Origin of the sequence: Rhizobium herbae, from assembly GCF_017873135.1 — a bacterium.
Lineage (GTDB): Bacteria > Pseudomonadota > Alphaproteobacteria > Rhizobiales > Rhizobiaceae > Pararhizobium > Pararhizobium herbae.
Window position 1 is genome coordinate 547,947 of sequence record NZ_JAGGJV010000002.1, and the last position, 17,872, is coordinate 565,818.

The 17,872-nt window shown below is 61.8% G+C and carries 14 protein-coding genes and 1 tRNA gene; 6 read left to right on the forward strand and 9 right to left on the reverse strand.

Annotation, left to right across the window (positions count from 1 at the left end; genetic code table 11):
- Window positions 1-9 precede the first annotated feature (9 nt).
- Entirely contained in the window at window positions 10-888 is an 879-nt protein-coding gene (locus J2Z75_RS07965) for a LysR substrate-binding domain-containing protein (RefSeq protein ID WP_209850158.1), read from the forward strand.
- 104 nt (window positions 889-992) lie between these two features.
- Here J2Z75_RS07965 and yidC read toward each other — a convergent pair whose 3' ends face one another.
- From yidC to rpmH, 3 genes are all read right to left on the reverse strand, one after another.
- Entirely contained in the window at window positions 993-2,777 is a 1,785-nt protein-coding gene (yidC, locus tag J2Z75_RS07970; protein WP_209850161.1) for a membrane protein insertase YidC, read from the reverse strand.
- Window positions 2,777-3,163: a ribonuclease P protein component gene (gene rnpA / locus J2Z75_RS07975; RefSeq protein ID WP_209850164.1), complete on the reverse strand. Its 387-nt coding sequence runs from the start codon at window positions 3,161-3,163 to the stop codon at window positions 2,777-2,779. The genes yidC and rnpA overlap by 1 nt, the downstream gene beginning before the upstream one ends.
- A gap of 135 nt (window positions 3,164-3,298) precedes the next feature.
- The gene (gene rpmH, locus J2Z75_RS07980; RefSeq protein WP_037104763.1) at window positions 3,299-3,436 is read right to left on the reverse strand and encodes a 50S ribosomal protein L34; all 138 of its coding nucleotides are present in this window, start codon (window positions 3,434-3,436) and stop codon (window positions 3,299-3,301) included.
- Window positions 3,437-3,851: 415 nt separating this feature from the next.
- Between rpmH and J2Z75_RS07985 the strand changes: the two genes are divergently transcribed.
- From J2Z75_RS07985 to J2Z75_RS08005, 5 genes are all read left to right on the forward strand, one after another.
- The gene (locus J2Z75_RS07985) at window positions 3,852-5,867 is read left to right on the forward strand and encodes a methyl-accepting chemotaxis protein (RefSeq protein ID WP_209850167.1); all 2,016 of its coding nucleotides are present in this window, start codon (window positions 3,852-3,854) and stop codon (window positions 5,865-5,867) included.
- A gap of 198 nt (window positions 5,868-6,065) precedes the next feature.
- Window positions 6,066-6,836 carry a TVP38/TMEM64 family protein gene (locus J2Z75_RS07990; RefSeq protein ID WP_327791245.1) on the forward strand — a complete coding sequence of 257 codons (771 nt, stop codon included), beginning with the start codon at window positions 6,066-6,068 and terminating at the stop codon, window positions 6,834-6,836.
- A gap of 4 nt (window positions 6,837-6,840) precedes the next feature.
- Window positions 6,841-8,265 (forward strand): dihydrolipoyl dehydrogenase family protein, encoded by a 1,425-nt coding sequence (locus J2Z75_RS07995; protein ID WP_209850170.1) that lies wholly within the window; start codon window positions 6,841-6,843, stop codon window positions 8,263-8,265.
- 19 nt (window positions 8,266-8,284) lie between these two features.
- Window positions 8,285-9,766: a sensor histidine kinase gene (locus J2Z75_RS08000; RefSeq protein WP_209850172.1), complete on the forward strand. Its 1,482-nt coding sequence runs from the start codon at window positions 8,285-8,287 to the stop codon at window positions 9,764-9,766.
- Window positions 9,767-9,964: 198 nt separating this feature from the next.
- Window positions 9,965-10,041: transfer RNA gene (locus J2Z75_RS08005), tRNA-Arg, on the forward strand.
- Between the two features lie 212 nt (window positions 10,042-10,253).
- On the opposite strand, the gene J2Z75_RS08010 is transcribed toward J2Z75_RS08005, so the two are convergent.
- The 6 genes from J2Z75_RS08010 to putA form a co-directional block, all read right to left on the reverse strand.
- Complete coding sequence (locus tag J2Z75_RS08010; RefSeq protein WP_327791246.1) at window positions 10,254-11,021, reverse strand: trypsin-like peptidase domain-containing protein; 768 nt, start codon at window positions 11,019-11,021, stop codon at window positions 10,254-10,256.
- Between the two features lie 107 nt (window positions 11,022-11,128).
- The gene (locus tag J2Z75_RS08015; protein WP_209850176.1) at window positions 11,129-11,371 is read right to left on the reverse strand and encodes a hypothetical protein; all 243 of its coding nucleotides are present in this window, start codon (window positions 11,369-11,371) and stop codon (window positions 11,129-11,131) included.
- Between the two features lie 164 nt (window positions 11,372-11,535).
- Window positions 11,536-11,964, reverse strand: a complete 429-nt coding sequence (locus J2Z75_RS08020) for a DUF1810 domain-containing protein (RefSeq protein ID WP_209850178.1) — start codon at window positions 11,962-11,964, stop codon at window positions 11,536-11,538.
- Between the two features lie 62 nt (window positions 11,965-12,026).
- A complete protein-coding gene (locus J2Z75_RS08025; protein WP_209850180.1) occupies window positions 12,027-13,013 on the reverse strand; it encodes an aldo/keto reductase in 987 nt (328 codons plus the stop codon).
- Window positions 13,014-13,206: 193 nt separating this feature from the next.
- Entirely contained in the window at window positions 13,207-13,791 is a 585-nt protein-coding gene (locus tag J2Z75_RS08030) for an IMPACT family protein (protein WP_209850182.1), read from the reverse strand.
- Window positions 13,792-14,062: 271 nt separating this feature from the next.
- Window positions 14,063-17,758 carry a trifunctional transcriptional regulator/proline dehydrogenase/L-glutamate gamma-semialdehyde dehydrogenase gene (gene putA / locus J2Z75_RS08035; protein WP_209850184.1) on the reverse strand — a complete coding sequence of 1,232 codons (3,696 nt, stop codon included), beginning with the start codon at window positions 17,756-17,758 and terminating at the stop codon, window positions 14,063-14,065.
- Window positions 17,759-17,872 lie beyond the last annotated feature (114 nt).

Sequence of the window (17,872 nt, forward strand, 5' to 3'; positions counted from 1 at the left end):
GTATTTTCGATGCAGAACAAGCGAAGCGTCTCGCTCAATGCGGTGCGGATTTTTGTCCTGACCGCCCGCCATCTCAGCATTTCGCAGGCTGCTGCAGAGGTCGGCGTGACCCCGAGTGCGGTCAGCCATCAGATCAAGAAGCTGGAAGGCGAGTTGGGCCTGGCTCTTTTCAAGAGGAGCCATAACTTCCTGGTGCTGACGGACGCCGGACGCCGTTTCTACGACGATGCCGCCGCAGCAATCGCCGCGATCGATCGCTCGGCGGAAGCGCTGAGTCGCGATCAGAACGAAATCGTCGTGCGTGTCTCCATGTCCCTGGCCGTTCGCTGGCTGATCCCGGCCCTGGAGCGGTTCAAGGTGATCCACCCGGCGGCCCGTGTCCGTGTGGAGACGAAGATTGCCTCCGACATATCCCTCGGGTCCTGCGATCTTGCCATCTCCTACCATCGTGCCGGCTCGGCGCCTGTGGAGGGCGAGTGGCTCGCCGCCGACATGAGCCGTCCCGTCGCATCGCCGGCTCTTCTGGCGGCCGCACAATATGAAGGCACCGGTGACCTCGGGAGGATCCCAGCCCTTCAATGCGCGCAGGACAATTGGGACTGGGCGCTGTGGGCCCGCACCCTCGGCCTCGATCGGAACGCCATACAGATCCAGCATGTGTTCGACACCGACGATGCCGCCCTGCATGCCGCGACCGCGGGATTGGGGATGGTTCTTGCGCCGGCATTTTTGACGGAGCGCGAAATCCGTTCCGGGGGGCTGGTGGCCTTGCCCGGTTTCGGCCCGGTGGATCTCGGCCACTATCGTGTCGTCTTTCAACGCCACGAAAACCGCATGACGCGGAAATTCCGAAAATGGCTCGGCGAGGAAATGCAGCGCATGTTGTAGCGACGGCGGAAAAGCCGCTCGCAGGGTTCAGGCTTTGCGCAAGAAAAAGCCCCGGTTCAGTGTTGTGAACCGGGGCTTTTCAAGTCGTGATTTCCGCTTCCGGCCTATTCGGCCGGTTTCGGTTTCTTCGCGAACAATCCTTTCAGATTGTCGAACAGTTCGATCTTGGCGCCATGGCGTTTCATGATGAAAGCCTGCTGGGTGATCGACAGCGTGTTGTTCCAGGCCCAGTAGATGACCAGACCGGCCGGGAAGGTGGCCAGCATGAAGGTGAAGACCAGCGGCATCCAGGTGAACAGCATCGCCTGGGTCGGATCCGGCGGCGTCGGGTTCATGCGCATCTGCAGGAACATGGTGACACCCATGATCAAGGGCCATACGCCGATCATCAGCATATGCGGTACCTCGAAGGGAAGCAGGCCGAACAGGTTGAACAGCGAGGTCGGATCCGGAGCGGACAGGTCCTGGATCCAGCCGAAGAACGGCGCGTGGCGCATTTCGATGGTGACGTAGATCACCTTGTAGAGGGCGAAGAACACCGGGATCTGCAACAGGATCGGCCAGCAGCCGGCAATCGGGTTGATCTTCTCTTCCTTGTAAAGCTGCATCATGCCCTGCTGCAGCGCCATGCGGTCGTCGCCGTGCTTCTTCTTCAGTTCCTCCATCTTCGGCTGAACCTTCTTCATGTTCGCCATCGAAGCGTACTGCTTGCTGGCGAGCGGGAAGAACAGCGCCTTGACGACGACGGTCGTTGCGAGAATGGCGACACCGAAGTTTCCGAAATAGCGGAAGAAGAAGTCCATCAGTTTGAACATCGGCTTGGTGATGAAGTAGAACCAGCCCCAGTCGATCAAGAGGTCGAACTGCGGGATCGAGTAGGACTTCTCATAGCCATCGACCAGCGGCACCTGCTTGGCGCCGGCGAAAACCAGCATCTTCAGGTCGGTGGACTGGCCAGGCGCGATCGTGACGGCATCCTGCTTGTAGTCCGCCTGAAAGCGCGGCCGGCCATCGGTGAAATGTGCGTATTTGGATTCGTAGGCAAGGTTCTGTGGCGGCACGATTGTCGCAGCCCAATACTTGTCCGTGATACCGATCCAGCCGGTTGTAGCCTTCTCATGGTTAGCCGGTACGTCGTTCTCAACCTTGCCATAGGCCACTTCGTTGAGGCCATGCTCGCCGATCACGCCGATGAAGCCTTCGTGAAGAACGTAGGCGCTCGGCGTGGTCGGCTTGTTGAAGCGGGTCACCCGGCCGTAAGCCGAAAGCGCAGCCGGAGCTGCCGCACCATTGGTGATCTTGTCGTTGATCTGGAACATGAAATGTTCATCGATCGAGATCGCTCGCTCAAATACGATACCCTTCTCGTTGGTAAAGGTCAGCACGACAGGCGTTTCGGTCGTCAGCTTGTCGCCGCTCTTGACCGTCCAGACCGTCGTCGGGCCAGGAACCGTGCCGGTCGCCTCGTTGCCGATATAGCCGAGTTCGGTGAAATAGCCGTCATTGGTATCGGCCGGGCTGAAGAGGGTGATCAGCGGGCTCTTGTCGTCGACAGTCTCGTGATATTCCTTGAGCTTCAGGTCGTCGAAGCGGGCGCCGGTCAGATTGATCGAGCCGCTGAGCGCTGCCGTGTCGATGGATACACGGGCAGACTTGGCGATTGCCTGGTCGCGGCTTTCGACGGCGCCGGGGACAGCTCCGTTTGCCGGCTGGGCCTGGCCCGAAACGGCAGGTGTGCCGGCGGGCTGGGTCTGCTGGGTGATCTTCTGCTGGGCTTCCGCCGCGAGACGTTCCTTCTCCATCTTCGGATTGACGTAGAGAAACTGCCAGGCGATCAGAATGAGCACCGACAGGGCGATCGCCACGAAGTAGTTGCGGTTTTTTTCCATCATTCTTTCCTGGAGCCGGCCGGCGGCCGTGAATATTTTTGCTTGTTTTCGATCCGCTCGCTGAGGGTCTTGCCGATCCGCTCGAAGGGCGCGTTCAAGAGGTCGCGTCTGGCGACAATCACATAGTCATGTCCGGGCTTCATTGCAAATCCGGCGGAAAGCCGCACGGCCTCCTTGAGACGCCGGCGCATCCGGTTGCGCTCGACGGCATTGCCATGCTTCTTGGTGACGGTAAAACCGACACGCGGCCCGGTTTCCGGTTCGCCGCGATCAAGAACTTCGAGAAGGAACAGAGGGCCTTTCCGCTGCTCTCCCTTGCGCACAGCAAGAAACTGCGGCCGGCTTTTCAGCCGCCCGGCAGTTGGGTTGTGCTTGGGTGATGTCATTCGCCCGCGCTCCTTCTGGGAACAGGAGCAACCGAAGGCCACGGGGACGTTTCGGTGATGCTCCGGCGCCGTGAGGCTGCGCGTGCAGGTTTCGCGAAGGTTAGTGCGCGAAGACGCGGCACGCGCCAGACGGCCTTAAGCCGACAGACGCTTGCGGCCACGTGCCCGGCGGGCAACGATAACCTTGCGGCCACCCTTGGTGGCAATACGTGCACGGAAGCCGTGACGGCGCTTGCGAACAAGCTTGGACGGTTGATAGGTACGCTTCGTCATTTATTTTAATACCGCGGTGTGCGGCCCTTCTTGGGTTTGCTTCTTAGCAAGGGAGCGTTACGTTCCGGGCATGGCATTGCACAGGGCAAGGGGACTTGTCCGGACGTGGGCGGCTTATAAGAGCAAAGACCCGCAAAAGTCAATTGCCGGAGCGGAAAAGCTGGGAATAGCCTGTTTTCGAGCGCGCCGGTCGCATCTCGTGCCACGCCGCGAAGATTTGTAATATTCAACTTACAATTGAAAATTAGAGTATGATAATGTAAGAATACAAACAAACTCCTAAAGCGGGAATATTAGAATTGTTCCATTCCGGGAAGAGGTTCGTTAACCATCGACGTCTTACTGTCCCTCCTAATATATGAGCCTGTCAGTTGCCACTTTCAGGCCCGTTGCCGGTTCCAAGGAGACGCGTTCCATGAAAATTCGAGGCAAGATCAATCTCATTGTCGGCGTGATGAGCCTGATCGCGCTGTCCGTGACGGGCATGGCCCTGACCGTGATCACGCAATACAACGCAAGGCTCGTACAGTTCGACAATGCCTCGGATCGTGCCTTCAACGGCGAGCGCCTGAACCGCCTCGTCACCGGGGTGGTGATGGAAGCGCGCGGGATCTACGCGGCTCCGACGGCCGAGAAGTCGAAAAACTTCGCCGAGGGCCTGATGAAGAACCTTGGCAAGATCGATACTCTCTTGACCGAGTGGCGTCCGTTGATCCCGCAGGACCAGCTGCCGGCGTTCGACGCCGTCGTCAAGCGCGCGGCCGAATTCCGCACGTTCCGCACCGAGACGGCCCGCCTCAGCCAGGAGGTTTCGCCGCAGGCTGCCAACGAGCAGGGCAACAACGAGCTCAACCGGGCCAACCGGAAGGCCTTCCAGGCCGAGATCGACGCCGTCGTCGAAACCGACCGCGCGGCACTGGATGTCATTCAGGCAGAGGTGAGCGCCATCCAGCAGAAGATGATCCTGATCGTCCTTCTGACCGCCGGCTTCGGTCTTGTCATCGGCATCGGCACGGCCTTCTACATCGGCACGAAGGAACTGAGCCAGCCGATCCTCAAATTGACAGGAACGATGAAGCAGCTCGCCGACGGCGATCTCGATGCCGAGGTGCCCTTTGCCGGGCGCAAGGACGAGATCGGCGAGATGGCGAGCGCCGTCGAAGTCTTCAAGCGCAATGGCCTGGCCGTGCGCGAACTGAACGCGCAGGAAACCGCGCTGCGGGAAAAGAGCGCCGATCTCCAGTCGAGCATCGCGGTTGTCGTTTCGGCCGCCGCCGCCGGCGATTTTACCCAGCGGATCAACAAGGACTACGGCAATGCCGATCTCAACCGGTTCGCCTCCAGCGTCAATGAACTGGTTGATGGCGTCGATAGCGGCGTCAACGAGACACGCCGCGTCATCGCCAGCCTTGCGGTTGGCGATCTCACCCAGAATATGAACGGCAAATTCCAGGGCGCCTTTGCCGAATTGCAGCAGAACGTCAACGAATCGCTGTCCACCCTGCAGAATACGCTGCGCGAAGTGCGCACCACGACGGACTCCATCAACGGCAACTCGACCGAGCTGCGGTCGGCGGCCGATGACCTGTCCAAGCGCACCGAACAGCAGGCCGCAGCGCTCGAGCAAACGTCCGCGGCGCTGGAGGAAATCACCGCGGCGGTCCGCAACTCGACCGATCGGGCTCAGGAAGCAACTGTCATGGTCACCGAGGCCAAGCAGAGTGCGGCGCAATCGGGCGAAGTCGTCCGCAACGCCGTCGATGCCATGGGCCGGATCCAGCAGGCCTCCAGCGAGATCGGCCAGATCACCAATGTGATCGACGAAATCGCCTTCCAGACCAACCTGCTCGCACTGAATGCGGGTGTCGAAGCGGCCCGTGCCGGCGATGCGGGCAAGGGCTTTGCCGTCGTGGCACAGGAAGTCCGCGAGCTTGCCCAGCGCGCCGCAAGCGCTGCCAAGGACATCAAGGGCCTGATCGCGAAATCGGGCTCGGAAGTCGCAACCGGCGTCAAGCTGGTACAGGAGACCGGCCAGGTTCTCGGCCAGATCGAAACGCGGGTGTTGAGCATCAACGATCACATCCACTCGATCGCCATCGCGGCCCGGGAACAATCGACCGGGCTCGGCGAGGTCAGCACCGCCGTCAACCAGATGGATCAGGTGACCCAGCAGAACGCCGCCATGGTCGAGGAAGCCAACGCCGCGACGCACAAGCTTTCGGCCGAAGCAGACAGCCTCGCCCGATTGATCTCGCACTTCAAGCTGGACGATGCCGCACCCCGCCGCGTTGCCGCCGCCCCGGTTCGCGAACATACCCGTCCTGTCGCGTCACCGGCCCGCAAGATAATGGGCACGGTCGCGCGCGCTTTCGGTGGTGGAGGAGCCTCGGCAAGCGCTGCCGTATCGAAGGACAATTGGGAAGAGTTCTGATCCGGTTGTCGTGTCGGGACCTGAATGACAATCCCGCGGCGATCCGGTATCGCCGCGGGATTTTGCATTTCGATCACGGCGACGTTTTTAACCGCGATCATTCGTTATTGGTTCCGGTGGCGCTTTCCTTCTAATGCTGCTGCGATGAAACAGCACGATCAGAAAAGTCGGCATCCGAACGTGGAGAGCCATCGGCTAGTGCCAGCGGCGAACGCCGAGACCGCGGAGCATGCGCAGCCGGTTGTGCTGCGCCTCATGCCGCTGGTCCTGCTTGCCCTGGGCCTTGCCGCAGCCTACGGACTGGGGTGGCACCGCTATGTCTCTCTCGGTTGGCTGGCCGACCAGCGCGCAGTGCTGATGGACATGGTCGCGCGCTATCCGCTAAAGGCGGCGGCGCTGTTTTTTATCGTCTATGTCGTCGTTGTGGCCCTGTCGGTCCCGGCGGCTTCGGTGCTGACGATCTTTGCCGGTTTCCTGTTCGGCTGGTTGATGGGGGGCGTCATCGTCGTTATCGCTGCCACCATCGGCTCCTGCATTCTGTTTGCCGGCGCCCGCACGGTTTTCGGCGATATCCTGCGGCGGCGGGCAGGGCCGTTTCTCAGCCGTTTTTCCGACGGCTTTACCCGGAATGCCTTTGGCTACCTGCTGGTGCTGCGCCTAGCGCCGGTCTTTCCCTTCTTCGTGGTCAATATCGCCCCGGCTTTTTTCCCGGTCAGCCTGAGAACCTTTGCCTTTGCCACCGTCATCGGCATCATGCCCGGCACCTTTGCCTATACGTGGCTCGGCCGCGGCTGCGAACAGGTGATCGGGACTGCCGCGCAAGAGGGCAGATTGCTGATGCTGTCGGATTTCCTGACGCGGGAGCTGAGCTTCGCCTTCTCGGCGCTTGCCGTCATTGCCGCGCTGCCGCTGATCGTGCAATTTGTCCGCGAGAAAAGACAAGCGGCGGGCAATGTTGGAAAAGACTGACGGCGTGACAACGATTCTTTCTCCCGACATCTGCGTGATCGGCGGCGGTTCGGCGGGGCTTTCGGTTGCCGCCGGCGCTGCCGCCTTCGGGGTGCCGGTCGTGCTGATCGAGCGCGGCCGCATGGGCGGCGATTGCCTCAATTATGGCTGTGTACCCTCCAAGGCGCTGATCGCCGCTGCCCGGCATGCGCATGCGGTGCGCAAGGCAGCCGAATTCGGCGTCATGGCCGGCGAACCCGTCATCGATTTCGAAAAGGTGCATGCGCATGTCCGCTCGGTGATCGATGCGATCGCGCCGAATGATTCGGTCGAGCGGTTCACTGCCCTGGGCGTCCGGGTCATCGAGGCCGACGCGCGCTTTGTCGACCGCGATACCGTATCGGCCGGCGGCTTCACGATCCGGGCACGCCGGTTCGTGATCGCCACCGGCTCCTCGACCGTCATTCCGCCGATCCCAGGGCTTTCGGAAATCGACTACCTCACCAATGAGACGGTGTTCGACCTGACACGCCTGCCGGAGCATCTGGTGATCATCGGCGCTGGCCCGGTCGGCATGGAGATGGCGCAGGCGCACCGGCGGCTGGGGGCGAAGGTCACGGTCGTCGATGCGGGGCGTGCGCTTGCCAGACAAGACCCGGAACTGACGCGCATCGTGCTCGACCGGTTGCGCGGCGAAGGCATTGAGATTCTGGAAGATACCCGCATTCTGGCTGTGGAAAAGACCGGGCAGGGACTGAGACTACACTGCGAAAATCGGGATGGGCCGCTCACAGTGGAGGGCAGCGCCCTGCTTCTCGCCACGGGGCGCAAGGGCAATACCGCCGGGCTTGGCCTCGAGACGGCTAATATCGCCGTGACGGCAACCGGCATAGCGGTCGATGCCAGCCTGCGCACCGGCAACCGCCGCGTCTATGCGATCGGCGACGCGGCCGGCGGGCTGCAATTCACCCATGCCGCCAATTATCATGCCGCGCTCGTGCTGCGCGAAATCCTGTTCCGGCTGCCGGCGCGGGAAAACCGCGCCATCGTTCCCCGCGCCACCTTTACCGATCCGGAGATAGCGTCTGTCGGCCTTGACGAGGACGAGGCGCGCAAGCGGCATGGGACGGTGGCTGTCCTGCGCTGGCCCTATGCCGAAAACGACCGCGCCCAGGCGGAGCGCGCCACCGCAGGTTTGATCAAGATCGTGGCCGGCCGGCGCGGGAAGATTCTCGGCGTCGGTATCGTCGGCGCCGGCGCGGCCGAGATGATCAACATGTGGTCGGTGCTAATCGCCAATGGCCAGGCACTTCGCCATGTGCGCAGCGCCGTCGCACCCTATCCGACCATGACGGAGATTGGAAAACGGGCCGTCATCGCCTATTATGCGCCCCTAACGCGAACGCCGTTCGTCCGGGCTGTCATCCGGCTGTTGCGGCGTTTCGGCTAAGACGACGGAAATGCAGGACATGACGACAGGCACCACAGAAACCACGGTCGTTCAAAAGCAGCCGGCACGCGCCGGCTTCTTTCGTGGCCTTTCTGGCAAGCTGCTGCTTTTGACCGTGTTCTTCGTCATGCTCGCCGAAGTGCTGATCTTCGTGCCCTCGGTCGCCAACATGCGCATCCGCTGGCTGGAGGACAGGCTGAATACGGCGGCGGCGGCCGGTGTCGTGGTCGATGGCCTGCAGGGTGTGCAGCTCTCCCGTCCCGTGCAGGAGGAAACCCTGATGGCGACCGGCACCAAGGCGATCGTGCTCAGGCGCAAGGACGAATCGCGGCTGATCGCGGCGGAAGACATGCCGCCGCAGGTCGACGCGCAGTACGACGTCGCCGCCATGACGCCGGTCACAGCGATCTGCGATGCCTTCGACACGCTGCTGTTCGGCGGCGACAAGGTCGTGCGGATCTATGGGCCGGTCGGCGACAGCGACGCGATCATCGAGGTGGTGATGGAAGATGCGAGCCTGCGCAAGGCGATGCTGATCTATTCGCGCAACGTGTTCTTCCTGTCGATTGTCATCTCGCTGTTTACCGCCACCTTGATTTTCCTGGCGATCAACCGGCTGATGATCGTGCCGATCCGGCGGATGACCACCAACATGCAGGACTTTTCCGCCGAACCGTCCGATCCCGCCCGCGTGCTGGAGCCGGCGCCGGGTCGCGACGAACTCGCCGTCGCCGGCCAGCATCTGTCGGCCATGCAGCAGCAGTTGCAAAAGACGCTGAAGCAGCAGAAGAACCTTGCCGATCTCGGTCTTGCCGTTTCGAAGATCAATCACGACATGCGCAATATCCTGGCGTCGGCGCAGCTGATCTCCGACCGTCTCGCCGATGTCGACGATCCGATCGTCAAGCGCTTCGCACCGACGCTTCTGCGCACCATCGACCGCGCCGTCGGCTATACCACGGAAGTGCTCTCCTACGGCCGGACGACCGAGCCGGAACCGCATCGCCGCTTCGTCAAGCTGCGGCCGCTGGTGAGCGACGTCGGCGAGATGCTGGCGATCGACCCGAATGCCGGTATCGAGTTTCATATCCAGATTCCCGACGACCTGCAGATCGACGCCGACAGCGAGCAGCTGTTTCGCGTCGTCCACAATATCTGCCGCAATGCCGTACAGGCGCTGATGAACGATCACGCCGATGGCGGCTCTCCCCGCACGATCAGCGTCTCGGCCATGCGCACCGGCAGCGTCGTCAGCATCTCCGTCGATGATACCGGCCCCGGCATGCCGCCCAAGGCGCGCGAGAACCTGTTTGCCGCCTTTCGGGGCTCGGCCCGCTCGGGCGGCACAGGCCTCGGGCTCGCCATCGCCCGCGAACTGGTGCTTGCCCATGGCGGCACGATCGCGCTTGTCGAAAAACCGACGCCGGGAACGCTTTTCCGCATCGAGCTGCCCGATCGGCCTGTGCCTCTCGACGCCTTCCGCTCCAAGGCCTGGCACTGACCGGCAGGCTCTTGCAACGCCCGTCAGTGCCGGCGAACCGGACCTGTGGACAGGTTTGACGCAGGAATCCATCCACAGTTTCAAGGGTATAAGAACGCCCCTCTGTCAAAAAAGAAGTTTTTCGCGCAAATTCGCTTGCATTCCCCGGTCGGACGTTTTAGAGGATCGCCACGCAAGCGGTTGACACCGCAGCAAGTTGCACCCGTAGCTCAGCTGGATAGAGCACCAGACTACGAATCTGGGGGTCGGGCGTTCGAATCGCTCCGGGTGCACCATTTTTCTTTTCAAATAAAGCAATATCTTACGCCAGCAGTGCTGCGGCCTGCGCAGGGGCTGGAGCTGGTGATAAGCAATGCGTAAGTAGGGCGGTGGTAAGCCAATAGCGAGTACCGTTGTCGTGGTGCGACCTTGCAGATAAGTGCCAGTTTTGGCACCCCAGATAAAAAATGCTAACTCGTCCCTTTATCCATCCAGCGCGTAGCATCGTTCAATTGGCAGGGAGTGATTCCACCAGCTGGATGACAGACGAGCGTTTCCATACAATTCCGATATCGGATTCTGGGTGTATCCTTCCACTGTAGACACCAAAAAATTCCAATACTGGTCCATTCATCATGGCAGCTTTGTATTCTCCAGTCTTGAAATTGATCATTCCGCTGGGTCGAAACGCAAGAACTGGCGATCCTGACATTCCCGGCCGCCCACGGCAGTCAACAAGGAAGCGAGGGAGATCTTCAAAATCCAGTTCAATTTCTGATGCGACGTAGCCCGATACCCAAATCGCGCTTTGTGCCGCTCCCTTCATGCCAAACGGAAAGCCGACGATGCTTAATGTTTCTGATGGACGCAGCAACATTTCTCGTTCTGGAGGGCTTAATGAGTAGGCGACAACATGAGCATCTTGCGGAAAAGGACACGCGATCGCCACGATGTCGGCCGCTTTGCCCAAAGTGGGGTGCTCGTGCCAAAGTGGTTGCTCGTCATCGTCGAGAAGTCGAATCGTCGTGTTCGTCCAAGTTCCAAATTTATAGCGACAAGGAAACCAAACAACCATCCTATCTGGGACGCCGCCGTGATCATACAGCGGTTGATCATCATCCTGGCGCCTACCCGTAACATTATGCCTGTTCGTGATGAGCACGGGGCCGTTCCTCCCTGTCACGGTGAATGCGGTCCCTTTGGAAATGGAGGTCTCTCCAAAATACATTTCGATGAAATATGACTGGAAAGATGGCGCGCTAAGATTTTGGGACATATAAGTTCCAATTTTCAATATCGGAGGGAGGCGTGCGGGATCAACATATGCTTGTGTAGCTGCAGATAGATTTTGTATTCACCCCAAATTTCTGTCACCAATCCCCATTATGACTTGCGTCGCAAAGCCTCGATCAACGTGCGTGTCTTGCCCGTTGCATAGACAATGTCTTCGTGTTCGAGATGCACGGTGATCTCGACGTCTTTCCAGCCGGCCCCATTGTCGCGGGCGAAGATCACGGCCTCTTCCAGCGATGCGAAGACCGAGGCCTCAGTCCCGGCAACCCAGAACTGCACCGAGCATTCCGCATCTGCATAATTGGTCAGTGCCTTGATCGGATCGAAAGCCATGTCGTTCTCCGGCGATTTAGGTCGTGGTTGGCCCGGCGACTGAGCGTCGGCAAAGTGTCTATAGCGGGAAAAAACGGCCCAGTCTCCCGGTATGACCGTCAATACATAGCCCATGCCCGTGCCGGTTCTGCACGCCATGCCGGCACCCGAGGCTCACTGTCCGGCTAGCCGCCCGCCAGAATTTGCAGCGTCCGATGATCGGCCTCGCCGCCGAAATAGCGATCAAGCGCGGCCCTGAACGGCTCCGGGTCGGTTGCGGCCTGCCGAAACAGCGTCATGGACGAGCGCAGCTTCATGTCGTCGGGCGAGCCGAAGATCTGGTGCGCGGTGCGATTGCGCACGGCGTTGATGGTGCGTGTGCATTGGACAAGGCGGCCGCCGAGCAGCGGATGCGCCAGATAGGCGCGGGCCTCTTCCAGCGAGGAGATGGCAAAGCGAAGCGCGGTCGGCGAATGGCCAAGGCCGGCAAGCTGCGGAAAGATGAACCACATCCAGTGGCTCTCCTTGCGCCCATGTTCCAGTTCGCGAAGGGCGGTCTCGTAGACCGGTTCCTGCGCCTCGATGAAGCGGGAGAGGCGATATGGATCGTTCATACGCGGTACCTCCGAACATCCGGGGAAAGGGTCGCGCCGGAATTTCGGCGCGACCCTTTTTTCTACCACTTCTGGTGAACGTGAACCTTGATCAGGCGCTCGTAGACATCGGCAAGTTGCGCCAGTGTTTCCTTGGGGATGGCGGCAACGTCGCTTGCGGCGGCGTTCGCCTGGGCCTGCGCTTCGTTGCGGGCGCCGGGGATGATGACGGAAACGGCCTTGCTCTCAAGGATCCAGGCGAGCGCAAACTGTGCCATCGACACACCCTGCGGCACCAGCGGCCGCACCTGCTCGACGGCTTCCAGCGCAACGTCCAGCGGCACGCCGGCGAAGGTCTCGCCGACGTCGAAGAATTCGCCATGGCGGTTGAACTTGCGATGGTCATCATCGGCGAATTTGGTGTCGGCGGTGATCTTGCCGGACAGCAGGCCCGAAGCCAGCGGTACGCGGACGATGATGCCGACATTCTTCTTTTGCGCCTGTTCGAAGAACAGGTCGTGCGGGCGCTGGCGGAAGATGTTGTAGATGATCTGGATCGTCGCGACGCCCGGATATTCGATCGCCTTCAGGGCCTCCTCGACATTCGAAACCGAGACGCCATAGTTGCGGATCTTGCCCTTGACTGTCAGATCGTCCAGCGCGCCGAACACCTCCGGCCGGTAGAAGACTTCCGTCGGCGGGCAATGAAGCTGGACGAGATCGAGTGTCTCGACGCCAAGATTGGCAAGGCTGCGGTCGATGAAGGCCTCGATATTGGCACCGGTATAGCCGTCGGCCACATGCGGGTTCAGCCGGCGGCCGGCCTTGGTGGCGACAAACGGCTTGTCGCCGCCGCGTTCCTTCAGCACGGCCGCGATGATCTTTTCCGAACGGCCGTCGCCATAGACGTCGGCCGTATCGACGAAGGTGACGCCGGCGTCCAGCGCTGCATTCAAGGCGCGCTTGCCGTCGTCCTCGGAAATGTCGCCCCAGGAGCCGCCGATCTGCCAGGCGCCGAAGCCGATTTCCGAAATGGTGGCGCCGGTGCGCCCCAGAATTCTGTTTTTCATGTCTCAATCCTCGCCGGACGGCGATGCCGTCCCAAATCCCGGCCCGTTTCGGACGGGAAACCCTGTTTACCCGTCGTTTCTATTCCGAATATGACAGGCTGGCCAGCATTCAATCTTTCAAGAAAGATACGGTCTGAAGAAAATCATTATTGTTTTCAAGATGTTATAATTCTTGGCGCGGAAGCGATCCTTGCTAATCGTCCAATATGAGGGCGGCCCGGCCACGGCTGAGGTCGAGGATGATGGCCGAGGCCGTTTCAAGGCTGCCCGTGGGGATTTGCAGCGAGAGGCTGGCGCCGGTGCCGGTGAAAGTCTCGGCGCGTATCGTGACGCCCAGTCCGCCCAACCGCGCCTTGATCAGGGCAAGATCGGAAAAATCACAAACGACGCTCCCGCGGACGGTCTCGACGACCTCCAGCTTCTCCGCCGCCCGCAGACACATCGCCGCCGTGCCGCCATAGGCGCGGATCAGGCCGCCGCTGCCGAGCAGCGTGCCGCCGAACCAGCGGATGACAACAATGGCGATATGATCGAGCGACTGGCCGTCGATTGCCTGCAGGATCGGTTTCCCCGCCGTTCCGCTCGGTTCGCCGTCGTCGCTGAAGCGGTAGACCTGGCCGATGCGGAAGGCCCAGCAATTGTGGCTGGCGGTCAAATCGGAATGTTCGGCGATAAAGTCCCTGGCCGCCTGCTCGCTGGATACAGGGCCGCACACGGCAAGAAACCGGCTTTTCTTGATTTCCTGTGTATGGGTTTCGATGCGCTGAAGCGTGAACATGCGTAGAGTCCGTTTGCGCGGTGATAGCGCATCGGGTGGCGTGGTGCCAAGGGGATGGCATTTCCAGTGGACGACTCCCACTTTCCGTCATGCTCGCCCTTGTAGCGGGGATCCAGTCACCGCGCGTCGGCGCGGTGAAAGAACCATTTCCTCACGGAAATAAGAGTCTTTTGGCACCGCAGACGCGGCGCCGCTGGATCCCCGCCACAAGGGCGAGGAGGACGAAGAGGGGTGAGGTGCTCCACAACTCCAATGTCCTGTATGGGACGGCTTACCCGATCGACATCAGGCTCGCATTGCCGCCGGCCGCTGCCGTATTGACGCTGGTAGAGACTTCCTCCAGCAGCCAGTTGAGGCAATAGGCATCCGGGTTGCGGGCAAGCTCTTCCGTCGATGCGGCTTGAACCAGGACCAGCGGGCCGGGCAGGGTGGCGATCTGCTTGTTGACGGTGCGGACACGGTCCGCCTCGCCTTCGATCAGCGCCCCGGCGAAGGGCACATCCATCCGCCAGTCGGCGGTGAAGGAAACACGGGCGGCGACGGTTGCCGGCAACGATGCCAATGCTTCCTTGAGGCCGCTGGTCGTGTCGACAACGGCGGTATTGCCGGTTGCAAAGACCGCGGCCAGCTGGCGGTAGAGGCCGTCTGCCGTCTGCGGCACGAGCAGGATTTTTCCGCGCGGATGCAGCGCATAAAGATTGCGCTCGCCGACCGGGCCGGCAAGCTCGGTGGTGAGGCCGAGTGCCGATTGGCTGCCGGTTTCGCGGGCATCCTGCGCCTGCGGCTTCAGGCCCTTGCCATCCAGCCATTTGGCGAAATCGAGCAGGGTTAGATCGGTGTGCACCGAGCTGTGCTGCGGCGGCACCGGTGGCGTGGTGACGAGACGGCCGAGATAGAGCGGGCCGCCGGCCTTCGGGCCTGTGCCGGAAAGGCCGCGTCCGCCAAAAGGCTGCACGCCGACGACGGCACCGATGATGTTGCGGTTGACGTAGAGATTGCCGGCCTTCACGCGAGATGTGACATGGGCGATGGTTTCGTCGAGGCGTGTGTGCAGGCCGAATGTGAGGCCGTAGCCGGTGGCGTTGATGTCGTCGATCAGCCGGTCGAGATCGTCGCGCTCGTAGCGCAGCACGTGCAGGACCGGGCCGAAGACTTCGCGCTTCAGGTCGGAGAGCTGTTTCAGCTCGATGATCGTCGGCGGCACGAAGGTGCCTTGCGCAGTGGCGGGCGACAGCGCGATCTGCTCGACCTTGGCGCCGATGCCGCGCATGGTCTCGACATGCTTTTCGATGATGCCCCTGGCTTCCGCTGATATCACCGGGCCGACATCGACGGCAAGCCGATCGGTGCGGCCGATATCGAGTTCGTGCAGTGCGCCCTTCAGCATGGTCAGCACGCGGTCGGCGACATCGTCCTGCAGGCAGAGCACGCGCAGCGCCGAGCAGCGCTGGCCGGCACTGTCGAAGGCCGACGCGATGACGTCGCCGACGACCTGTTCGGCAAGGGCCGATGAATCGACGATCATGGCATTCTGTCCGCCGGTTTCGGCAATCAGCGGGATCGGCTTGCCGGCAGGCGACAGGCGGTCGGCAAGCTGCGCCTGGATCAACCGTGCGACTTCGGTCGAACCGGTGAACATGACGCCGGCAATATCAGGCGCGCCAACGAGGGCGGCTCCGACGCGGCCGTCGCCCGGCAGCAGTTGCAGCGCTTCGGCCGGAATGCCGGCCTCATGCAGGATGCGGACGCCTTCGGCGGCGATCAGCGGGGTTTCCTCGGCGGGCTTTGCCAGCACCGGATTGCCGGCAACGAGGGCCGCGGCAATCTGGCCGGAGAAGATGGCAAGCGGGAAATTCCACGGGCTGATGCAGACGATGGGTCCAAGCGCCTGATGTGCCGGGCCAAGCGTGCGGGTGGCCTGTTCGGCGTAGTAGCGCAGGAAATCGATGGCCTCGCGCACTTCGGCAATGGCGTTCGGCAGCGACTTGCCGGCTTCGCGGACGATCAGGCCTAGCAGCGTCGGCATGCGGGCCTGCATCAGGTCGGCAGCGCGCACCAGGCACTGGGCGCGCTCGGTCGGCGAAACCGCGCTCCACTTGGCGCCTTCGGCCAGCGCGATTTCAACAGCGCGGCGGGCGTCGTCCTCGGCGGTTTCGATGACGGAGCCGACGACATCGCGATGATCGCCGGGGTTGAGCACCGGGCGGCTTTCGCCGCGCAGCTTTTCCGCGCAGAGATTTGGCGCCGCCGTCCAGTCGATCGCAGCGCTTGCCTTCAGGGCATCGGACAGCATCGACAGCGAGGCTTCGTTGGAAAGGTCGAGACCGGCAGAGTTGCTGCGGCCAGCATAGAGATCGGCCGGCAATTTGATTTGGTCGTGCTGTGCGCCCATCACCGGCATGGCCCGGACGATATCGACGGGGTCGGCGATCAGCTCGTCGATGGAGACGGCCGGATCGGCGATGCGGTTGACGAAGGAGGAGTTGGCGCCGTTTTCCAATAGGCGGCGGACAAGATAGGCGAGCAGCGTCTCATGCGTGCCAACCGGTGCGTAGATGCGGCAGGGACGATCGAGATTGGCCTTGCCGACGACTTCGTCATACAGCGGTTCACCCATGCCGTGCAGGCACTGGAACTCGTACTTGCCGACCTTGAAATCGGGACCGGCCATTTCGTAGATCGTTGCCAGCGACTGGGCGTTGTGGGTGGCAAATTGCGGGAAGATCACGTCCACCGCGTCCAGCAGTTTGCGGGCGCAGGCGATGTAGGAAATGTCGGTATAGATCTTGCGTGTATAGACCGGGAAACCATCGAGGCCGTCGATCTGGGCGCGCTTGATCTCGGCATCCCAATAGGCGCCCTTGACCAGGCGAACCATCATCCGATGACCGGAGCGGCGGGCGAGGTCGATGATGAAATCGAGCACGAACGGGCAACGCTTGCCATAGGCCTGGACGACGAAGCCCATGCCGTTCCAGCCCGAAAGATCGGGATCGAGACGCAGCGCTTCCAGCAGATCCAGCGACAGTTCCAGCCGGTCGGCTTCCTCGGCGTCGATGTTGAGACCGATATCGTAGCTCTTGGCGATCAGCGCCAGTGCCTTCACCTTCGGCAGCAGTTCGGCCATGACGCGGGCGCTCTGGGCGCGGACGTAGCGCGGGTGCAGCGCCGACAGCTTGATCGAGATGCCGGGGCCTTCATAGATGCCACGACCGTTCGAAGCCTTGCCGATGGCATGGATGGCGTTTTCATAGTCGGCGTAATAGCGCCTGGCGTCAGCCGCCGTGGTCGCGGCCTCGCCGAGCATGTCGTAGGAATAGCGGAAGCCCTTGGCTTCCAGCGCACGGGAGCGCTTCAGCGCCTCGTCGATGGTTTCACCGGTGACGAACTGTTCGCCCATCATCCGCATCGCCATGTCGACGCCACGACGGATGACCGGTTCGCCGGCCCGCGCGATCAGCCGGGTGAGAGCGGCAGAGAGGCTGCGGTCGTTGACGGTGGAGGTCAGCTTGCCGGTGACGACGAGGCCCCAGGTGGCGGCATTGACGAACAGGGAGCGGCCGCCGCCGATATGCGAGCGCCAGTCGCCGTCGGCGATCTTGTCGCGGATCAGCGCGTCGCGGGTGGCGGTGTCGGGGATGCGCAGAAGCGCTTCGGCAAGGCACATCAGCGCCACGCCTTCCTGGCTCGACAGCGAATATTCATGCACCAGCCCCTCGACGCCGGAGCCCTTGTGCTTGGCGCGCAGCGCCGCGATCAGCTTGCGGGCGGTCGCCTTGGCTTTGGCGCGGATATCGTCGGGCAGGGTGGCGGATGCGACCAACGGCGGCAGGCATTCGGTTTCCGGGCGGCGATAGGCGGCGGTGATCGCCTGGCGCAGCGCGGTCTGCTCGGCGATCGGCGGGGCGAAGTTTTCAAACGGGAGGGGGGCGATATCGGTGGTCTGTTGCGGCTGCGGCTGGCTCATCGAAATCATCCCTCTTCGAAGCGATCAGGCGCACGCGGCGTGGCCCGGAATTCATGGGCGCAAAATAGGGCAGAGGTATCCGGATAGCTATCCGGGAAAATAGGCGTCAGGCTG

What these genes read in the sequence shown, in the direction of transcription:
- J2Z75_RS07985 (WP_209850167.1), top strand. Translation starts at nt 3,852, where the DNA reads ATGAAAATTCGAGGCAAGATCAATCTCATTGTCGGCGTGATGAGCCTG.
- J2Z75_RS08015 (WP_209850176.1), bottom strand. Translation starts at nt 11,371, where the DNA reads ATGGCTTTCGATCCGATCAAGGCACTGACCAATTATGCAGATGCGGAA.
- J2Z75_RS08030 (WP_209850182.1), bottom strand. Translation starts at nt 13,791, where the DNA reads ATGTTCACGCTTCAGCGCATCGAAACCCATACACAGGAAATCAAGAAA.
- J2Z75_RS08020 (WP_209850178.1), bottom strand. Translation starts at nt 11,964, where the DNA reads ATGAACGATCCATATCGCCTCTCCCGCTTCATCGAGGCGCAGGAACCG.
- putA (WP_209850184.1), bottom strand. Translation starts at nt 17,758, where the DNA reads ATGAGCCAGCCGCAGCCGCAACAGACCACCGATATCGCCCCCCTCCCG.
- J2Z75_RS08010 (WP_327791246.1), bottom strand. Translation starts at nt 11,021, where the DNA reads ATGTCCCAAAATCTTAGCGCGCCATCTTTCCAGTCATATTTCATCGAA.
- J2Z75_RS07965 (WP_209850158.1), top strand. Translation starts at nt 10, where the DNA reads ATGCAGAACAAGCGAAGCGTCTCGCTCAATGCGGTGCGGATTTTTGTC.
- yidC (WP_209850161.1), bottom strand. Translation starts at nt 2,777, where the DNA reads ATGGAAAAAAACCGCAACTACTTCGTGGCGATCGCCCTGTCGGTGCTC.
- J2Z75_RS08000 (WP_209850172.1), top strand. Translation starts at nt 8,285, where the DNA reads ATGACGACAGGCACCACAGAAACCACGGTCGTTCAAAAGCAGCCGGCA.
- J2Z75_RS08025 (WP_209850180.1), bottom strand. Translation starts at nt 13,013, where the DNA reads ATGAAAAACAGAATTCTGGGGCGCACCGGCGCCACCATTTCGGAAATC.
- rpmH (WP_037104763.1), bottom strand. Translation starts at nt 3,436, where the DNA reads ATGACGAAGCGTACCTATCAACCGTCCAAGCTTGTTCGCAAGCGCCGT.
- rnpA (WP_209850164.1), bottom strand. Translation starts at nt 3,163, where the DNA reads ATGACATCACCCAAGCACAACCCAACTGCCGGGCGGCTGAAAAGCCGG.